Annotated in this window: 21 protein-coding genes; 18 read left to right on the top strand and 3 right to left on the bottom strand. The window is 41.0% G+C overall.

Going from position 1 to position 18,905, the window contains the following annotated elements:
• Positions 1 to 332 precede the first annotated feature (332 nt).
• The 8 genes from LC036_RS12950 to LC036_RS12915 are packed head-to-tail and all read left to right on the top strand — an operon-like array spanning position 333 to position 5,368.
• The gene (locus tag LC036_RS12950) at positions 333 to 857 is read left to right on the top strand and encodes a YqeG family HAD IIIA-type phosphatase (RefSeq protein WP_226583218.1); all 525 of its coding nucleotides are present in this window, start codon (positions 333 to 335) and stop codon (positions 855 to 857) included.
• A complete protein-coding gene (yqeH, locus tag LC036_RS12945; protein WP_226583215.1) occupies positions 857 to 1,957 on the top strand; it encodes a ribosome biogenesis GTPase YqeH in 1,101 nt (366 codons plus the stop codon). Before LC036_RS12950 ends, yqeH begins: the two co-directional genes overlap by 1 nt.
• Positions 1,958 to 1,968: 11 nt before the next feature.
• A complete protein-coding gene (aroE, locus tag LC036_RS12940; protein ID WP_226583211.1) occupies positions 1,969 to 2,805 on the top strand; it encodes a shikimate dehydrogenase in 837 nt (278 codons plus the stop codon).
• Between the two features lies 1 nt (position 2,806).
• A complete protein-coding gene (yhbY, locus tag LC036_RS12935) occupies positions 2,807 to 3,097 on the top strand; it encodes a ribosome assembly RNA-binding protein YhbY (RefSeq protein WP_226583208.1) in 291 nt (96 codons plus the stop codon).
• A gap of 12 nt (positions 3,098 to 3,109) precedes the next feature.
• Complete coding sequence (locus LC036_RS12930; RefSeq protein ID WP_226583205.1) at positions 3,110 to 3,682, top strand: nicotinate-nucleotide adenylyltransferase; 573 nt, start codon at positions 3,110 to 3,112, stop codon at positions 3,680 to 3,682.
• Positions 3,666 to 4,226, top strand: coding sequence for a bis(5'-nucleosyl)-tetraphosphatase (symmetrical) YqeK (yqeK, locus tag LC036_RS12925; RefSeq protein WP_226583202.1), 561 nt, complete (start codon positions 3,666 to 3,668; stop codon positions 4,224 to 4,226). The genes LC036_RS12930 and yqeK overlap by 17 nt, the downstream gene beginning before the upstream one ends.
• Positions 4,227 to 4,278: 52 nt before the next feature.
• Positions 4,279 to 4,632 carry a ribosome silencing factor gene (rsfS, locus tag LC036_RS12920; RefSeq protein ID WP_226583201.1) on the top strand — a complete coding sequence of 118 codons (354 nt, stop codon included), beginning with the start codon at positions 4,279 to 4,281 and terminating at the stop codon, positions 4,630 to 4,632.
• 1 nt (position 4,633) lies between these two features.
• Positions 4,634 to 5,368, top strand: a complete 735-nt coding sequence (locus LC036_RS12915; protein ID WP_226583199.1) for a class I SAM-dependent DNA methyltransferase — start codon at positions 4,634 to 4,636, stop codon at positions 5,366 to 5,368.
• A gap of 78 nt (positions 5,369 to 5,446) precedes the next feature.
• Here LC036_RS12915 and comER read toward each other — a convergent pair whose 3' ends face one another.
• Positions 5,447 to 6,256, bottom strand: coding sequence for a late competence protein ComER (gene comER, locus LC036_RS12910; protein WP_226583197.1), 810 nt, complete (start codon positions 6,254 to 6,256; stop codon positions 5,447 to 5,449).
• Positions 6,257 to 6,331: 75 nt separating this feature from the next.
• Between comER and LC036_RS12905 the strand changes: the two genes are divergently transcribed.
• Genes LC036_RS12905 through LC036_RS12895 form a run of 3 tightly spaced genes read left to right on the top strand, consistent with a single transcriptional unit; the run spans position 6,332 to position 9,796 of the window.
• The gene (locus LC036_RS12905; RefSeq protein ID WP_226583195.1) at positions 6,332 to 6,913 is read left to right on the top strand and encodes a helix-hairpin-helix domain-containing protein; all 582 of its coding nucleotides are present in this window, start codon (positions 6,332 to 6,334) and stop codon (positions 6,911 to 6,913) included.
• Positions 6,914 to 6,971: 58 nt separating this feature from the next.
• The gene (locus LC036_RS12900) at positions 6,972 to 7,529 is read left to right on the top strand and encodes a ComE operon protein 2 (protein ID WP_226583193.1); all 558 of its coding nucleotides are present in this window, start codon (positions 6,972 to 6,974) and stop codon (positions 7,527 to 7,529) included.
• A complete protein-coding gene (locus LC036_RS12895) occupies positions 7,526 to 9,796 on the top strand; it encodes a DNA internalization-related competence protein ComEC/Rec2 (protein WP_226583191.1) in 2,271 nt (756 codons plus the stop codon). Before LC036_RS12900 ends, LC036_RS12895 begins: the two co-directional genes overlap by 4 nt.
• Positions 9,797 to 9,836: 40 nt before the next feature.
• On the opposite strand, the gene LC036_RS12890 is transcribed toward LC036_RS12895, so the two are convergent.
• A complete protein-coding gene (locus LC036_RS12890) occupies positions 9,837 to 9,971 on the bottom strand; it encodes a YqzM family protein (protein ID WP_226583188.1) in 135 nt (44 codons plus the stop codon).
• Positions 9,972 to 10,316: 345 nt separating this feature from the next.
• Here LC036_RS12890 and holA point away from each other — a divergent pair, with 345 nt between their 5' ends.
• Positions 10,317 to 11,336 carry a DNA polymerase III subunit delta gene (gene holA, locus LC036_RS12885; protein WP_226583186.1) on the top strand — a complete coding sequence of 340 codons (1,020 nt, stop codon included), beginning with the start codon at positions 10,317 to 10,319 and terminating at the stop codon, positions 11,334 to 11,336.
• A 147-nt stretch (positions 11,337 to 11,483) separates the two neighbouring features.
• On the opposite strand, the gene rpsT is transcribed toward holA, so the two are convergent.
• Positions 11,484 to 11,744, bottom strand: coding sequence for a 30S ribosomal protein S20 (gene rpsT, locus LC036_RS12880; RefSeq protein ID WP_226583183.1), 261 nt, complete (start codon positions 11,742 to 11,744; stop codon positions 11,484 to 11,486).
• 161 nt (positions 11,745 to 11,905) lie between these two features.
• Here rpsT and gpr point away from each other — a divergent pair, with 161 nt between their 5' ends.
• The 6 genes from gpr to hrcA all read left to right on the top strand — a co-directional run bounded on the left by gpr (position 11,906) and on the right by hrcA (position 18,806).
• Complete coding sequence (gpr, locus tag LC036_RS12875) at positions 11,906 to 12,997, top strand: GPR endopeptidase (RefSeq protein ID WP_226583181.1); 1,092 nt, start codon at positions 11,906 to 11,908, stop codon at positions 12,995 to 12,997.
• A 77-nt stretch (positions 12,998 to 13,074) separates the two neighbouring features.
• Positions 13,075 to 14,217 carry a stage II sporulation protein P gene (gene spoIIP / locus LC036_RS12870; protein ID WP_226583179.1) on the top strand — a complete coding sequence of 381 codons (1,143 nt, stop codon included), beginning with the start codon at positions 13,075 to 13,077 and terminating at the stop codon, positions 14,215 to 14,217.
• Positions 14,218 to 14,243: 26 nt separating this feature from the next.
• Complete coding sequence (locus LC036_RS12865) at positions 14,244 to 14,561, top strand: hypothetical protein (RefSeq protein ID WP_226583176.1); 318 nt, start codon at positions 14,244 to 14,246, stop codon at positions 14,559 to 14,561.
• 97 nt (positions 14,562 to 14,658) lie between these two features.
• Complete coding sequence (gene lepA / locus LC036_RS12860) at positions 14,659 to 16,473, top strand: translation elongation factor 4 (protein ID WP_226583173.1); 1,815 nt, start codon at positions 14,659 to 14,661, stop codon at positions 16,471 to 16,473.
• Positions 16,474 to 16,545: 72 nt separating this feature from the next.
• Positions 16,546 to 17,685: a radical SAM family heme chaperone HemW gene (gene hemW, locus LC036_RS12855; protein ID WP_226583170.1), complete on the top strand. Its 1,140-nt coding sequence runs from the start codon at positions 16,546 to 16,548 to the stop codon at positions 17,683 to 17,685.
• A 98-nt stretch (positions 17,686 to 17,783) separates the two neighbouring features.
• Positions 17,784 to 18,806: a heat-inducible transcriptional repressor HrcA gene (gene hrcA, locus LC036_RS12850; RefSeq protein ID WP_226583167.1), complete on the top strand. Its 1,023-nt coding sequence runs from the start codon at positions 17,784 to 17,786 to the stop codon at positions 18,804 to 18,806.
• The last annotated feature ends 99 nt before the right edge of the window (positions 18,807 to 18,905 follow it).

Genomic DNA, 18,905 nt, shown 5'->3' with positions numbered 1-18,905 from the left:
CTGTCACCCATGTGACAGTCACCTCCCGCTAAATTGAAGTCGATCAACGAACAATTTTTTAGTGTATTCTAACCTTATCACGAGCATAAATTCGCCACAATATGGAAGTTATCTACAAGAAATTGTAGATAACTTTTGTGAAAATTGGCTTCCTTGAGCTATAACAAAGGAGCAGACGTGTGGAAATTGTGTATAAACTTATCCACACCCCGATTATGTCGGTATTTGTCGAACGATTTATGTTCTTAATTATACTCTTTTTGAAACATCGTTAAATTTTGTATATGATGGTGAAGGAGATTTTGCCGTTGTATAAGAGATGGAGTGAGTAAATGCTGAATAAATTTTTGCCAGATGAACATGTACCGAGTGTTTTTGATATTGATCCTGAGCAATTAAAAGCAAAAGGAATTAGAGGTGTCATTACAGATTTAGATAACACGTTGGTCGCCTGGGATGTCCCGGATGCGACAGAAGATATAAAACGATGGTTTGAAAAGATGGACGATCACGGGATTCAGGTAACGATCGCTTCCAATAATAACGAAACCCGTGTCAAACTTTTTTCTGAACCTTTAGATGCAAGCTTTATTTATAGTGCCAGAAAGCCGCTTTCTAAGGCATTTAAAAAAGCACAGAAGCAGATGAACCTAAACAAGGATGAAATAGCTGTCATTGGTGATCAGCTGTTAACGGATGTACTTGGTGGAAACTCAGCCGGTTTTCATACAATATTGGTTGTTCCAATTGTACAGACAGATGGGTTCTTTACGAAAATCAACAGAAAGATCGAACGACGGATCCTGAATTGGATGAGAAGAAGAGGAAAAATCACATGGCAGAGGAGAGATCAATAATGGCAGATATACAATGCCAGGGATGCGGAGCGGATATCCAAACAACAAATCCTGAACTACCGGGTTATGCACCTGCTTCCGCTTTACAAAGAGAAGACATCATCTGTAAAAGGTGTTTTCGTTTGAAGCATTATAATGAAGTACAAGATGTCCCATATCAGGACGATGACTTCCTTGAAATGTTAAATCAGATTAGTCATACGAAAGGACTTGTCGTCCAGCTCGTTGATATTTTTGATTTCAATGGGAGTTTTATTTCAGGGTTAAAACGCCTGACCGGTAATAATCCTGTTGTTCTTGTCGGTAACAAAATGGACGTCCTTCCTAAATCTGTGAATCAGGGGAAAGTAAAGCACTGGTTAAAGCGTTCAGCAAGAGAAAATGGTCTGGAAGTAGAAGATGTCTATTTAATTTCTGCTGAGAAGAACCAGGGAATTGAAGCACTGTCCGAAGCTATTGAGCGCTATCGTGAAGGTGGAGATGTTTATGTAGTTGGAACTACAAATGTTGGAAAGTCGACGTTTATCAACACATTAATCTCCAATACATCAGGAGTAAAGGATGCCATTACGACATCCTACTTCCCGGGAACAACGCTTGGTTTCATTGACATCCCGTTAGATGAAAATAGTTCCCTTTATGATACACCCGGCGTGATTCATCGTCATCAAATGGCCCATTATGTGTCCGATAAAGACTTAAAGATCATTACTCCTAGAAAAGAAGTTAAACCTAAAGTGTATCAACTAAATGAACAGCAAACCTTATATTTTGGCGGCTTAGCCAGACTGGATTTTGAAACAGGTGAGCGAAGTTCATTCATTTGTCACTTCTCCAATGAGTTATCTATTCATCGTACGAAATTAGAAAAGGCTGATGAACTCTATAAGAATCATTTAGGAGAGTTGTTGACTCCTCCTGATAAAGAAACTTTAGATCAACTTCCACCATTAAAAGCGCAGACTTTAAAGATTAAGGATGATAAAACAGATATCGTCTTTTCTGGTCTGGGATGGGTGACCATCCCTGAAGGTGGTATTACAGTAACAGCCCACGTGCCGGAGGGAGTAAAAGTATCATTAAGAGAGTCACTGATATAGGAGGGGATCGTTTGTACAAACTTGGATTAATCGGTTATCCGATCGGTCATTCCCTTTCACCTTGGATTCACAATCAACTTATGGAGCAGCAGGGAATTGAAGGAAGTTACGAGCTGTTGGAAATACAGCCGGATGTATTTGATGAAAAAATGAATTTTTTAAAGGAAAAGGACCTGCATGGTTTTAATGTGACGGTTCCCTATAAAGAAAAAGTCATCCCTCATCTGGACGCCTTGGATGAAAGTGCACGTCAATTAGGTGCCGTCAATACAGTTAAACACACATCAAAAGGGTGGACTGGTTATAATACAGATGGAACAGGCTTTGTTCATTCGCTAAATAACCGTTACCCAGATTTGTTTCATGACCAATCTAAAGCACTCTTAATAGGGAGTGGTGGAGCAGCAAGGGGTATTTATGCAGCTTTGACGCGTTCCGGGGTGGATACAGTAGATGTAGCCAACCGCACGGTAAAGCGGGCAGAAGAATTAATAGAGCAGATCCCTGCCTCCTCCTCATCTAAATCTATGACGCTCGAGGAAGCGTATGAGAAGCTTGCTGATTATGACTTAATTGTACAGACAACTACAGTTGGAATGAATCCGGACAATCATAAAGTAATCCTTTCGCTTGATCACTTGACAAAGGGGACAGTTGTAAGCGATATTGTTTACCGTCCTATGAAGACAAAATTCCTGATTGAGGCAGAAAATCTTGGGGCCCGTCTCCATTACGGGCATGAAATGTTATTGCAGCAGGCTGTTTATGCTTTTCAAATTTGGACAAATACAAATCCAGAAGCAATGCCGCTGCTTGAGAAGTTCGAGCAGAAATTGAAAGGGGTATAGAATGTTAACAAGTAAACAAAAAAAGCACCTACGTGCCGCCTCTCATAACATCCAGCCGATTTTTCAGGTTGGTAAAGCAGGCGTTAATGAGAATATGACAACACAGATCGATGAGGCTCTTGAGAAAAGAGAGCTTATAAAAGTCAGCATCCTGCAAAACTGTCTGGAAGAAAATCAAGTCGTGGCAGATGAAATTGTACAAGCAACAGGTGCACATGTTGTGCAAGTCATCGGAAATACAATTATCCTTTACAAAGAGTCCAAAGAGAATAAGCAAATCCAATTGCCGTAAAGGAGCAGCGATATGTTTAAAATAGGGATTCTTGGTGGGACTTTTGATCCCCCTCACCAAGGCCACCTCATTATGGCGGAATATGCGCGCGAAGAAATGGGGTTAGATGAAGTGTGGTTTATGCCTTCATTTATACCTCCTCATAAACAGGAATCAGCTACTGCTCCACCAGCACGACTGGAAATGGTTAAACGCGCAACAGAAAACCATCCTCAGTTTAAGGTTTGTGATGTTGAACTGGTTCGAAAAGGTACGTCTTATACCGTGGACACGATGTCCTTTCTTAAAGAAGAATACCCTGATTATAAATTTTTCTTTATTATCGGAGGGGACATGGTCCAGCACCTTCCGAAGTGGAACCGGATCGAGGAATTGAAGCAGATGGTCGATTTTATCGGAGTTGAAAGGCCGGGCTACCAATGGAATGATTCGATCCCTATTCACTTTGTCGATATCCCTTCCATTGATGTGTCTTCAACAATGGTACGCTCAAGAATGGTGTCAGGAAAGAGTGTCCGTTACTTAATTCCGGAAACGGTGGATTCTTATATAAAGGAGAATCGATTATATGGAGATCACTCGTGAGAAAGCACTCGATTATGTCCGTCCATTTTTAAAAACAAGGAGATACGAACATACCGTTCGGGTTACGGATCAGGCGGTGGACCTTGCTCAACGTTTTGGAGCAGATACGGAGAAGGCGGAAGTTGCATCAGCCTTGCACGATTATGCCAAGTACAAGCCGCTTGACCTCATGAAGCGTTGGATAGAGACAGACCGTCGTCTTTCCAAGGACCTTTTGGATTACCATCATGAGCTTTGGCATGGACCTGTGGGAGCCTATATGCTTGAACAGGAAATAGGACTTGCAGATCCGGAAATATTGTCTGCAATATCCAGTCATACAACAGGGAAGAAACACATGTCCCTTTTAGACAAAATCGTTTTCCTTGCAGATTATATCGAGCCGGGGCGTGACTTCCCGGGCGTTGATGAAGTTCGTGAAATTGCAGAAACTAATCTAGATGGAGCCTGTGCATTAGCACTAAAAAACACGATTGTTTTTTTAGTGAGTAAGGAAAGAACCGTTTATCCGGACACGTTTCATGCATATAATGATTTAATATGATCAATTGATCATGGAAATAGACAGAGATAGGGATGAACAAGGGAGGAAACTCATGGAAAGTAAAGATTTAGTTACATTAGCAGCTCAGGCATGCGATGAAAAAAGAGCGAATGATATTGTGGTTTTAGATATGTCTGAGGTATCTTTAATCGCTGATTATTTTTTAATCTGTGAAGGGTCTAATGAAAGACAAGTGCAGGCCATTGCCAGAGAATTGAAAAATCAGGCGGAAGAAAATGGAATTGAAGTGAAGAAGATCGAAGGGTTTGATCAGGCCCGCTGGGTATTAGTGGACCTTAATGATGTGGTATGTCACATTTTCCATAAAGATGAACGTCACTATTACAATTTGGAAAGACTCTGGGGTGACGCAGATACAGTCGCTGTAGAGGGGATCGAAGGTTAAAATGAGTTATGGTGATATGGCGCTCGTTTATGACCGCCTTATGGAAGATGCTCCTTATGACCAATGGGTTGATTTTACGAAACGGAGAATCTCCGAACATCCAAAAACAATTCATACGATCCTCGATGTAGGCTGCGGAACTGGAGAGATCACCCACAGGCTTCACCAAAACGGATTTAGTATGACGGGAGTGGATTTATCTTCAGATATGCTGACGATTGCACAGCAAAAAAATCCGCGTTCCTCAATTAACTGGCTCCATCAAAATATGACAGAACTGGACATCGTAGAACCTTTTGATTGTGTCATAAGTTATTGTGATGTATTCAATTACCTGGATGAAGAAGCGAAAGTTAAACAGGCTTTTGAACGTATTGCTGCTTCTTTAAAGCCGGGGGGATTGTTCCTGTTTGATGTTCATTCTTTAGATCATATTCAAAATGATCTTATTGGTGCAACGTTTGCAGAAGTTCGTGACGACATCTCTTATGTATGGTTTTGTGATCCGGGTGAAGAAGAGAACAGCATCGTCCATGATTTGACCTTTTTCGTTGAAAGAGACGCTCTGTATCAAAGGTTTGACGAAGTCCATCACCAGCGAGGGTATCCAGTTAATGATCTTAAAAACTGGCTGAAAGCGTCTGGCTTCACGTTGGAAGGTCCTTATGCAGACTTCATTGATACGGTGCAGGCTGATGGAGATCGATTGTTCTTTGTTTGTCAAAAGCAAGAATAGAGAGGGAGTCCGATTTTATCGGACTCTTTTTTTATGAAAAAAGCAGGAATTGAAAGGTATATGTCGAATTGATGAACATTAGAAATGAATATTGCTTTTATCTTCTTTATGCTTCTCTTGTGTAGCTTCAAACATTTTATGGAATAAGGATCCAATATGGTTCTCCAGTGCCTTCAAACCTTCTCCAGTCACTCCTCCTTTTACAGTCACTTTCTCCATTAATTCTTCCAGTGTCATCACTTTCTGAGCAAGTAATTCCCCAAGACCCACCATCATATTTTCTGTTAATGCTGTTGCCTTCTTCTCTGGTATTCCTGTTACCTCGCCAGCAGCGGATATCCATTCGCTGAGTAAAAAACTGATGAAAGCAGGACCGCAGGAAACAATATCCGAAGCAACCCTTATGAATTCTTCTTCGATTTCTATAGGAAGTGAAATGTGCTCAAAGGCAGAAATTAACGATTTTCTGTATTCTGCACTTACTCTTGAACCAAAAGTAAACAGGCTGACTCCGGCCCAGGCATGATTAGTAATAGAAGGAACGATTCTGACCACCTGGCAGGGTGTAGCCTCTTCAAGCTGATGAACGGCAATGGGGGACGTGATGGATACAAGGCATTGTTCTTCCGACCATTTCCCTTCAAGTGTATCAAGAATGTTTTTATAGTGATGGGGTTTAACACAAATAAAAAGGACATCACAACTTTGCTGTATGGACAACAGATCCTTCGCAATATTCAACTTTGGGAATTCTGCTTTGAGGTTTTCCGCTTTGGCTGATGTTCTATTATAGACCGTTAAATGCTCTGGAGAAACAGCATTGCTTTTAATAAGACTCTTCGTCAGCATACTCCCCATATTTCCCGTTCCAATGATTCCCCATCTCAATGGAATCCCTCCCCTTAATGATTACCTATATATCTTTATTCTTAAAATAATGAAATATGAAAGAAGGTCATTAATGTGAAGTTTAAAAGGTATGGATGGATTATTTTAGTGCTTATTTTTGTTCTTGTGATTTATTCCCAAAAACCTTCTTCAGATCCTGACTCCATGCCGCAATCAAATGTGGTGAAATCGTCAGAGGCTGTACAAAACGATTCTTTGGATGAGAAAGAAATAAAAGTAGATGTAAAAGGAGAGGTTAAAGAGCCGGGAGTTTATACCATGGATTCAGGAACAAGGGTCGATGATGTTATAAGAAAGGCTGGAGGGCTTACAAGAGAGGCAGATCCATCGAGTGTAAATCTGGCCCAAAAATTACAAGATGAAATGGTTATTTCGGTCGCTCTGAACGATGAAGTTCAGGAGGGAGACGTGACGAAGGGGATGACTAGTGAAACAAAGGTGCAAAAAGTTAGAGTGAACAGCGCTTCGGCAATTGAAATACAAACCATTAAAGGCATTGGACCCTCTAAAGCCGAGAGTATTATTAAATATAGAGAAGAGCACGGACCTTTTAGCTCTTTGGAAGATTTAATTAAGGTAACTGGTATTGGTGAGAAAACACTTGAAGATATGAAGGAAGATATACTTGTACCGTAACGTTGACGTAACCAATGAGTCAGAGTAAACTGAATAAAAAATGCGGGGGGATACATAAATGGAACGGATCACTTGGAACCAATATTTTATGGCACAGAGTTATTTACTTAAATCAAGAAGCACTTGTGAAAGGTTAGCCGTAGGAGCCATCATCGTAAGAGATAAAAGAATGATTGCAGGTGGATACAATGGGAGTGTTTCTGGAGGTGTCCATTGTATAGATGAAGGGTGTTATGTAGTGGATGGACACTGTGTACGAACCATTCATGCCGAGATGAATGCCTTGTTACAGTGTTCAAAGTTTGGTGTAGCGACAGAAGGAGCCGAAATTTATGTCACTCACTTTCCCTGCCTGCATTGCACAAAGGCGGTTATTCAAGCGGGAATTCAAGCGGTTTACTATAGTGAAGATTACAAAAATGATCGATATGCCATTGAACTCTTACAGCAGGCAGGAGTCGTTGTGCAAAAGGTACCAATCGAAATGGAACCGCTGCAGGTAGAACAAAAGGAGCTTGTTTCTCAAATGTTGGATAAGCTTGAATCTTACGGTGATCCAGAAATTAAGGAGTTGAGGGAAAAAGCAGCAGGTTCTTTCATTCATTTGAATAGGTGAGTAATTGGAAAGGAAAATGTCATATTCCTGCCCTTGCTTTTGTCATCGGCGGGAGTTTGGCTTTTCAGGAAAAAGTTGGTTTTTTCCTTTTGGCAGGACTTACATCCTACTGGCTCTTTCTTTACCGCAGACAGCTTCCGCTCCTTATGTTAATCGTGTGTTTTGGCTTTTTTGGTTACTTCTATTTGTCGCCCTCATCCTATAAGAACCTTCCGACCCTTCAAGAGGGTGTACAGGTGAAATGGGAGGGGGGCATTGTATCCGATGTTAAAGAAACGCCACATGCATATCAGGTAATCTTAAAAGATGAGAACAATGAAAAGCAAATGGTTGTTTACTTTAAAGAAGACGGAAACTTAAAACCACATGACTGGCACCACGGATCTCACTGTGCTCTTATTGGAAGCGCAGAGGCGTTCGCTCAGGCACGAAATCCTGGACAATTCGATTATCGATCTTTTATGGCTGAAAAAGGGATTGTCCATCAATTAATTGTTTCGGATTTAACAGACATTCAATGTGACGGAAGGTCTTTTCTCAGTTATATTTACGAATGGAGAATGGAGATGGACGAGACACTCCGCCAAAGGATTGATCCAAAAGCATACGGATGGATAAAAGCATTAGTCTTAGGTGAAACAGATGAGTTGTCTGATGAAACGCTTGACTGGTTTCGAGAATTTAACGTGTCGCACATTTTAGCTATTTCCGGTCTCCACACAGGCTTGATGGTGGGCGGGGTTTACCTTTTCTTTTTCCGCTTAGGCATAGCTGCTAAAAGGCAGGTCCATATTATGATTTTTTTATCTCTTCCTGTCTATACAATACTTGCTGGAGCAGCTCCTTCTGTTATAAGGGCAAGTTTAATGGCTTTGTCTTTAATATTAATGGTTCTAATGAACCGTAAAGTTCCTTTAACGGATCTCCTTTCTTTAGCTGCCTTTGGACTACTGCTTTACTCCCCCTCTTTTTTCTACAACATTGGTTTCCAGTTTTCGTTTCTTGTAACTTTTAGTTTGATTCTCTCCACACCTATTTTTAAACAGCATGACGGCTTTTGGGTGCAGTCCATAATCGTGAGTTTTGTCAGTCAACTCTCCATCTTGGCTTTCCAAATCCATTATTTTTATGAGTTTCAACCTCTTTCTTTATTTGTCAATCTTCTCGTGGTCCCTTACTTTTCTTTTTTTGTCATCCCCTTTATGATGATTCTCTTTTTACTTTCTCAGTGTTTTCCGTTTATCTCATATAATTTGTCCTCCTATTTTATTTCCTTCCATGAGTGGGTACTATCAACGGTAATAAACTTCAGCCGGGCTCTCGATTTCAAGTGGGTCTTAGGCGAACTTACTTCTTCAATAATTATTCTTTATACGATTTTTTTTATGGTCATGATGAAAAAATGGGGGGAGGGAAAAAAGGGATCAAGTTTTTTTTACGGTGGCTTAACCGTTGGAGTACTAATGATTTCGTGTGTTCTTCCTTATTTCTCCTCTAAAGGAACGGTAACGATGCTGGATATTGGGCAGGGAGATACGTTTGTAATAGAGCTGCCATACAGGCGGGGGGTCATTGTGATTGATGCAGCAGGTCCGCCTGTTTACACTCGAAATCAAGAGAAAATTGCTGCAGAAATCATTCTGCCCTACTTAAAGTCAAAGGGGATAGACGAAATCCATGCTGTTTTTATATCCCATGAAGACTCTGATCATAATGGAAGTGTCACCTATCTCTTAGAAGAAATGGACGTAAATCGCATGTTCGTGAGTGCTTATTATAAAGTTGAGGATGAAACAAAAAACGTAGTTCATTTACAGAGAGGAGATCAAGTCAAAATAGGAGGATATGCTTTTGATGTCATTTCTCCCGAAACAGACAGGGGAAATCCGAATGACAATTCATTAGTTTTGTCATCAGATATTGGAGGGAAGCGGTGGCTGTTTACCGGGGATATATCGGTGGGTGTTGAAGATGCCCTTTTATTAAACAGCCCTTTATTAAAGGCAGACGTTTTGAAAGTAGGGCATCACGGGAGTAATACGTCCACCTCAGAAGAGTGGATTACTCTCCTGAAGCCGGATGTTGCTCTTATATCTGCTGGTGTTAACAATCGATATGGGCATCCTCACAAGGATGTTTTAGATCGCTTGGAGCATCATCAAATTCTCGTACTTCAAACGAACCGTCATGGAGCTGTTCAATATAATTTTTCTCATCAAAGTGGAACGTTTTCTACATTTCTTCCGTATAATGCGAGCAGAGAATAAAAAAGACTGCTGAAACAGCAGCCTTCTGGTTCCGCATTTACTATTGTCCAACTATAGAAAATACGACGCCGATGAAGAAAATAACGAAGAAGAAAACAAATGAAAATACAAACCCTAACCCAGAGTCAATCACATCATTAGTTTTGGATTGAATATCGTTTTTAAATTCGTTCATTGTTACCCCTCCTATATCAATTACTAAGTATAGTCCATTCTTTGTTAAAAATCTACATTCGCCTGCCAGGATTTCTAAATTCATCCTTGATTGATACCATTGCCACTGCTAGCAAGACTTGTCACAGATAATTCTTAGAGAAGCGGTCAAACTAAACGCAAGAGAGGAACAACATCGTCCTCTTCAAAAGCAACCGGGGCTTTTGAAATGGCGTTTATATAGATGGTTCATACGGCGTAATCAGGACACTATTTTGACAGATGCTGCAAAGCGCAATAAAATAGTGACACTGAGTCCCTATCAGGGGCGCCGTATCTTTTTTTATAAAGGAAGGACAACCACAATATGGTCGATTCAAAACAATCACAAGTGTACTTATTATATGGAGAAGAATCTTATCTTATTCAGCAGAATAAAGATAAAATCATTCAAAAAAAGTTAAAAAAAGAAGATCAGGAATTTAATGTGTCGCAGTATGACCTGGAAGAAACGCCTGTGGAAGACATTGTCACAGATGCGGAAACATTTCCTTTCTTAGGGGATGGGAAAGTGGTCATTGCACATCATCCTGTTTTTCTAAAAGCGAAGCCGGATAAATTGAGTTTTGAGCATGATGTAGATGCTTTGCTCGAGTATTTACAAAACCCTGCTGAATATACAACATTGGTGTTGATTGCGCCTTATGAAAAACTGGATGAACGGAAAAAGATTTTTAAGCAGTTAAAAAAACATGGAGAAGTCATTAACTGCCAGCCGGTAAAAGAATGGGACATAGATAAATGGATTCAAACGCTCGCTGATGAATTACATATTACAGTCCCAAAAGAAATCTATGAGTTGTTCACACAGGAGATCGGTGCGAATTTAATGGCGTTGAGAAATGAAATGGAAAAGCTGGCACTGAATGTCGGAGAAGGCGGGACAGTGACAAGAGAGCTGGCGGAACAACTGCTTTCTCATAGCGCAGAAGCTTCGGGGCTTAAGCTTGTAGATGCTGTCATGGAGAAAGATTTAGGGAGAGCTATAAGGATTTACAAAGATCTGGAAAAACTGAATGAAGAGCCTATTGCTTTAACCGCCCTGCTGGCTTCACAGTTCAGGATTATCAACCAGGCCAAAGTCCTGAAGCAAAAAGGATATGGTCAAAATCAAATGAAAAGTTATATTAAAGCCCATCCCTATGTCATAAAAATGGCACTAAAAAGAGAGCGGTTTTTCTCGAACCAGGAACTAAATCAAATCATGAATCAGTTAGCTGAAACCGACCACACGCTGAAACAAGGTAGAATGGAAAAGTCACTCGCCTTTGAAATGCTCCTCTATCAGTTGATTCACATCAAGCAGGGACAGTCTGTAATATCTTAAATCATTAAAGGGGAGCTTCATGATAGAAAATCGGTAATGACATAGATAGTTACAGCAAAGAAGCCCTCCGGAGTCCGGAGGGCTTCTTCATGTAAAAACGACCCGTTCATAAGAAGGATCGTCTGTTGGTCATAAATAACGAATGAATTATAATGCGTTAACTAATTTAGTTAGGCGGGATTTTTTACGGTTCCCTGTATTTTGATGAAGGGCACCGCGCTGAACAGCTTTGTCGATTTTCTTAACAGCTGTAGGAAGTGCTTCTTTCGCATTCTCTACTTCTTTACTTTCAACAAGCTTTTCTACACGTTTAACCGCAGTACGCATGTCTGATTTGAATGCTGCATTCAAAGAACGAGCGTCATCATTTACACGTACACGTTTTTTAGCTGATTTAATATTAGGCATAGTTTCACCTCCTAGGTAAAAACAAAAGACTCATTCATATCGAACAAAAGACATTTTACCAGAGCTAGAAGCGGTTTTCAATACTTATATTAATCCTTCTCTTCGGATTTGCATAGTTTCGACATGTATAGGAGAAGATTGTTTTAAGGAGGTTGAGATGAATGGAGGAAAAATTCGCCGATTTATTAAGAACGGATTTAGCTCTTGAAGCACAGGAGATGAACGTTAAAGATGATCCGGAATCATCGGATTCAGACGGTGTTGAAGTTCATGAAAATAAGAAAGATGATATAACCATTACTTATGTAACTGTGGATGAAGCAGGGGCGGAGCGTATAGGCAAGAAAGCTGGACATTATGTAACTTTAGAGTCGCTGGCGATTCGTAAACAGGACCGCAATCTGCAGATGAACTTATCCAAGACGTTATCTGGGCAATTAAGAAAACTAATGAGTGAATGCGGAATAAAAGAAATGGACCGGGGGTTGATTGTTGGATTAGGGAATCATAATGTGACACCCGATGCCCTTGGGCCGTTGGTAACCGAAGAGGTGTATGTAACCAGTCATTTATTTGAACTCCGTCCGGAAACCGTATCTGAGGGTTATCGGCCGGTGTCGGCTGTTACACCTGGAGTTATGGGAGTAACCGGGATTGAAACCAGTGACATGGTGCATGGAATTATCGAGGAGACGAAACCTGATTTTGTTTTAGTTATCGATGCGTTAGCCTCCCGATCTATCAACCGTATTAATGCGACCATTCAGTTATCAGATACGGGGATACATCCAGGGTCAGGCGTTGGCAACAAGCGAAAAGAGATCAGCAGAGAAACGTACGGTATTCCTGTAATTTCTATTGGAGTTCCTACTGTTGTTGATGCTGTGACGATTACAAGTGATACCATCGATTATGTATTAAAGCATTTTGGAAGAGAGTGGAAGGAAAAGGATCGTCCATCGAATGCTTTATCACCAGCAATGAATCCTTTTGAAAGAAAAAGACTCACTGAAGAAGATCACCCGAATGAGGAGCAGAGTAAAGCGGTGCTTGGGATGTTCGGCCAGCTGGAAGAAGCTGAGAAGAAACAGCTGATCAAAGAAGTTTTGACACCACTTGGTCATAATTTAATGGTAACTCCTAAAGAGGTAGATAGTTTTATTAAGGACATGGCACATGTCATTGCTACAGGCATCAATGGCGCTTTGCATCCAGGAGTGGAAGATGGAGAAGTGCAGACATATAATAGGTAAAATTTAATAGAGTCCGGTTCTATTAGAATCCTCTCATTCATACCATTTACTAGATAGAGTATGAGGGAGGATTTTTTATGTCTCAGTACCCAAAATTGAAGAACAAAACGAGTTACATGAAGCAGGGGACAAGATGGACAGTCATCGCTGTTGCCGTTTTACTCCTGCTATTCATTGGAATTGGAATTTTAACTGGGGCTAAAACTACTTACAAGGTATATTCGAGCACCATTCAAGAGTGGACAGCGAAGCTTGAAGGAAGCTCATTCCTTTATTTATTCGAGATGGAGAACAAAGCGTTTAAAGATGCTCATCCCGCTGGAAACCGTATTCCCGGCCTTGGGACGTTATCTTTTCAACTATTAACCAGTTTGACCCCCAATGATCCAAGAAGTTTGTTAGGGAGAGAAATCCCTGGGTTATCTTCTTATAACAGTCAAATTATTATTGCAGGGGAAGGAACGGACTTTTCTACACTCCCTATTGAGTCAGAGCCGCCGATGGAAGTGGACGATCGTGGAGAAGAAGGAGTAGTAGAAGAAGATCAGCGGCCGGAGGATGATTCAAAGAAAGTCCCGGTTGGTAAGGATCGTGTTTATATCTATCATACACATAATACAGAATCGTTTTACCCGCACTTACCTGATAAATCAACGGTCTATGATGGAAAAGTAAATATTACACTCGTAGGGGAGCGTTTAGGTGATAGTTTGGAAAGAAGAGGGATTGGTACGATTGTTGACACAACAGACGTTGCTGCATTAAGAAGTGAAAAAGGACTTGAATATTATGAGTCCTATGATGCTGTGAGACCAGTTGTTGAGGAGGCGATGAGTCAAAATGGTTCCTTAAATTATTTCTTTGATCTTCACCGGGATAGTCTCGGGCGTGAGCATACAACGACAACCATCAAAGGAAAAGATTACGCGCGTTTTGCATTTGTTATTGGAGCAGAAAACCCACAGTACGAAAAGAACTTAGCTTTCGCCTCAGAGATCCACAAACGACTGGAAGAAAAATACCCAGGAATAAGCCGCGGTGTAATAACGAAGAAGGGGGCAGGGGTTGACGGAATTTACAATCAGGATATGAACCCGAATGCCATCTTAATTGAATTTGGTGGTGTATATAACCACCTTGATGAATTATACCGATCGGCTGATATTATGGCAGAGATATTTAGTGAGTTTTATTTTGAAGATGAAAAAGTCTCTTCATAATGAATATAGCAGGGAGGAGGGGGCTTATGCGGTGGCTGATTGGAATTATCTTGATTGGGGCGGTTTTTATCGCAGGGGCACTGTATGGAATTGAGCAGAACAATGATAAACTTGATGAACAGCGTCCTTCAGCGGTTACAGCTGATGTAAAACTGCAGGAGCCGCCTAAGGCACAAGAAAAAGAGGACGAACCAAAAACAGCTGAATGCCGGTGCACCCCTCCTGAAATAGAAGAAACGATCCCCTGGATATCTCAATTTGCTCTGGGGATTGGAGAAGGAGTTGCTCTTATATTTAATGGTGTAATCGTTGTTTTAGCTGGAATTATACAGGCAGGATCGTAAGTAGATGGCTGTTCTTCAGCTGAACATTGAATAATCCTCTTTGTATTGCTATAATCAACCTAGATATTTGTGTCGAATTCAGTAGGAGTGATTTAAGTTGACAGCACAATCAAAACAAGAAAGGGTCCGCAATTTTTCGATTATCGCCCATATCGACCACGGGAAATCGACACTTGCTGATCGTATTTTAGAAAAAACCAAGGCTTTAACTCAAAGAGAAATGAAAGAACAGTTTCTTGATGCAATGGATCTTGAGCGGGAACGCGGGATTACTATTAAGTTAAATGCCGTTCAGTTAAATTATGAAGCAAATGATGGACAGGATTACACGTTTCATTTAATCGATACACCTGGGCACGTCGACTTTACATATGAGGTTTCCCGAAGCTTAGCAGCTTGTGAAGGGGCAATTCTTGTAGTAGATGCCGCACAGGGAATCGAAGCCCAGACACTTGCCAATGTTTATTTGGCGCTTGAAAATGACTTGGAGATTATCCCGGTCATCAATAAGATTGACCTGCCTGGTGCAGATCCTGAACGAATTAAGCAGGAGATTGAAGATGTTATTGGTATTGATGCCTCTGATGCGATTTTAGCTTCAGCTAAAGAAGGTGTCGGTATTGATGAAATCCTGGAGCGGATTGTGTCAGATATCCCTGCTCCTGTCGGGAATGTAGAAGACCCGACAAAAGCTCTGATTTTTGACTCTCTTTATGATTCTTATCGTGGTGTAGTAGCTTACACTTGTGTGCGTGAAGGGTCCATTAAGCTTGGAGATAAAATCAAAATGATGGCTACAGGGAAAGAGTTTGAAGTGAACGAAGTGGGTGTGTTCCGACCGACACCTACACCATTGAAAGAACTGAATGTTGGAGATGTAGGTTATTTAACTGCTTCCATAAAAAACATTGGAGACAGCCGCGTGGGTGACACCATTACTCTTGCCAATAATCCTGCAGCAGAGCCTCTGCCAGGATATAAAAGGATGAATCCGATGGTGTTCTGTGGTATGTATCCGGTCGATGCCAATAAATATAATGATTTAAGAGATGCCTTGGAGCGTCTAGAACTGAACGATTCTTCGCTTCAATATGAAGCAGAAACATCTCAGGCACTAGGGTTTGGTTTCCGCTGTGGCTTCCTTGGAATGCTGCATATGGAAATTATTCAGGAGCGCATTGAGCGCGAGTATAAGATAGACCTGATTACAACCGCTCCAAGTGTTATTTATAAAGTTACCATGACAGATGGAACAGAAACGAATGTCGATAACCCTTCTATGATGCCGGATAATCAGAAGCTGGAAGAGGTGCAGGAGCCGTTTGTAAAAGCTACCATTATGGTTCCAAACGATTATGTAGGTCCAGTTATGGAGATCTGCCAGCGTAAACGTGGGAACTTCATGGACATGCAGTATTTGGATGATAACCGGGTTAATATCGTGTATGAAATTCCTCTGTCTGAAATTGTGTATGACTTCTTTGACTCTTTGAAGTCCCAGACAAAGGGATATGCGTCATTTGATTATGAATTAATCGGCTACCGCCCTTCAAATCTCGTGAAGATGGACATTCTTCTGAACGGAGATACCATCGATGCCTTATCCTTTATCGTTCACCGCGATTTTGCTTATGAACGCGGTAAACTGATTGCTGAAAAACTGAAAGAGTTGATTCCAAGACAGCAGTTTGAGGTTCCGGTTCAAGCAGCAATCGGTAATAAGATTGTCGCTCGAACAACGATTAAAGCGATGCGTAAAAACGTCCTTTCTAAATGTTACGGTGGAGATATCTCGCGTAAGCGTAAGCTGCTTGAGAAACAAAAAGAAGGTAAAAAACGCATGAAGATGGTTGGCTCTGTAGAGGTGCCGCAGGAAGCCTTCATGTCTGTACTTGATTTGAACGAAGATTAAACCTAAAGTTTTACATTTTAGACCGCAGGAGATTTATCTCTTGCGGTTTTCCTTATGAAAGGTGGAACATCTATGAATATCCCGTCCGCATATATACACATCCCATTTTGTCAGCAGATCTGCCATTATTGCGACTTTACTAAGTTTTTTTATAATGAACGTCTTGCTGATGAATATTTGGAAGCGCTCGAGCAAGAAATCCACACGTATATTCCTGGTGAAAAAGCACGTGTACGTACCATTTTTGTCGGCGGGGGTACACCAACTGCTGTTAACCATCAGCAGCTTGAGAAGCTTTTGGATATGATTGACCAGCATTTTGATATTGCAGCCTGCGAAGAATATACGTTTGAGGCCAATCCTGGTGATTTAGATATGGAAAAGGTCCGTCTGTTAAAATCATATGGTGTCGACAGAATATCGCTCGGAGTGCAGGTGTTTGATGATGATATGCTCGAAAAAATCGGACGCGTACACAAAGTGAAAGATGTTTATACAAATATTGATCGTCTTCTGCAAGCAGGGCTTTCAAATATCAGCATTGATTTAATGTATGCTCTTCCTGGTCAGACGGTGGAGGACTTTGAAAGAACGATTGATGAAGCCATGCAGTTCAACCTTCCGCATTATTCCTCTTATTCCTTACAAATTGAGCCGAAGACTATCTTTTATCAACGCTACAAAAAGGGTAAGCTGACTAAAGCGCCGGAAGATGACGAAGCCGCAATGTATGAGCTTCTTCAAAGCAAATTGTCACAGGCAGGTGCCAAACAATATGAGATCAGTAACTTCGCTAAACCTGGGTTTGAAAGTAAACATAATTTGACATACTGGAATAATGAATATTACTTCGGGATCGGGGCTGGTGCTCACGGTTATCTTCCTGGTAAACGGACAATCAACATCCGCCCTCTGCCAGCTTATGTGAAAAAAGCAATGGCTGACGGGAAGCCGGTGCTGCATGAAGAACCGATCGGTAGAAAAGAAGAGATGGAAGAAGAAATGTTCCTGGGACTTCGAAAAACGGAAGGTGTATCCAAGGACAGGTTCGGAGAGAAGTATGGCTCTCCTCTCGTCGACATTTTTGGACATGCCCTTATAAACTTGAAAGATCGTTCTTTGATTGAGGAAGACAGTGGGTATATCCGATTGACATCGAAAGGACGTATCTTAGGAAATGAAGTTTTTCAGGAATTCTTGTTGGATGATTAAAAATTAATGGTTTTCCGTTGACATCCCAGGACCCTTTTGATAATTTATTATTAGATTTAGCACTCACTAATGACGAGTGCTAACAGGGGTGATCATCGATGTTAACAGAAAGACAGTTGCTAATATTGCAAGTGATAATTGATGATTTCATTCTGACCGCCCAGCCAGTAGGGTCGCGGTCAATTGCCAAAAAGGAAGCTGTGACTTTTAGTTCAGCAACCATTCGAAATGAAATGGCCGATCTTGAGGAAATGGGTTTTATTGAAAAAACTCATTCTTCATCCGGGCGGGTTCCTTCAGAAAAAGGCTACCGCTTTTATGTCGACCATCTGCTTTCTCCATTTCGTCTTTCCGATCAGGAAATTATTACAATCCGCGATGCTTTTAATGATAAAATGATGGAGTTTGAAAGGGTTGTTCAAAAATCAGCAGGTATTTTGTCTGATTTGACCAACTATACCTCCATTATTTTAGGCCCTGAAGTATTTGAGACTAAGCTTAAGCAGCTGCAAATTGTGCCGCTCTCGGAACAATCTGCTATTGCCATTTTAGTCACGGATACGGGACATGTGGAGCATCGAGCCTTTAATGTTCCTGTTGAGATGAAAGGAGCAGATTTGGAGAAAATGGTAAACATCTTGAACAGTCGTCTTCAAGGTGTGCCATTAGTGAAATTGCATGAGAAGCTTTATTCAGAGATTCATGATCTGTTAAGAAAACATACAGATCAGCACGAAGAGGCATTCTCCTATCTGCGTGCAGCTCTAGTGGATGACCATCCGACCAAACTTTACATTGGCGGAAAAACCAACATTCTCATGCAGCCTGAATTCAGAGACCTTGATAAAGTCCGGTCTTTGTATTCCACGATTGAGCAAGAGAATGCAATGGCCGATCTGCTTCGATCCGGGCAGGAAGGGATTCAAGTGAAAATCGGTCAGGAAAATCCATTCGATGCTATGCAAAACTGCAGTCTTATTACTGCCAGTTACCATCTAGGTAATGATCAGGTGGGCACCATAGCCTTGTTAGGCCCTACGCGCATGGAGTATAATCGAATGTTTTCATTAATGAATGTATTATCCAAGCATATGACAAATACATTCCGTGGCTGGTATTAAATCAGCTTGAGAAAAAAGAAGATGGGGGACTTTTCCCATCCCTTCTTTTTGTCTATTGCTTTTTCAGGATATCTATTCATGTTATAGTCAGTAACGGTG

Origin of the sequence: Halobacillus litoralis (assembly GCF_020524025.1) — a bacterium.
Classification (GTDB): Bacteria; Bacillota; Bacilli; order Bacillales; family Halobacillaceae; genus Halobacillus; species Halobacillus litoralis_D.
Note: the sequence above shows the minus strand (reverse complement) of the source record. Positions and strands in the feature narration are given on the sequence as shown.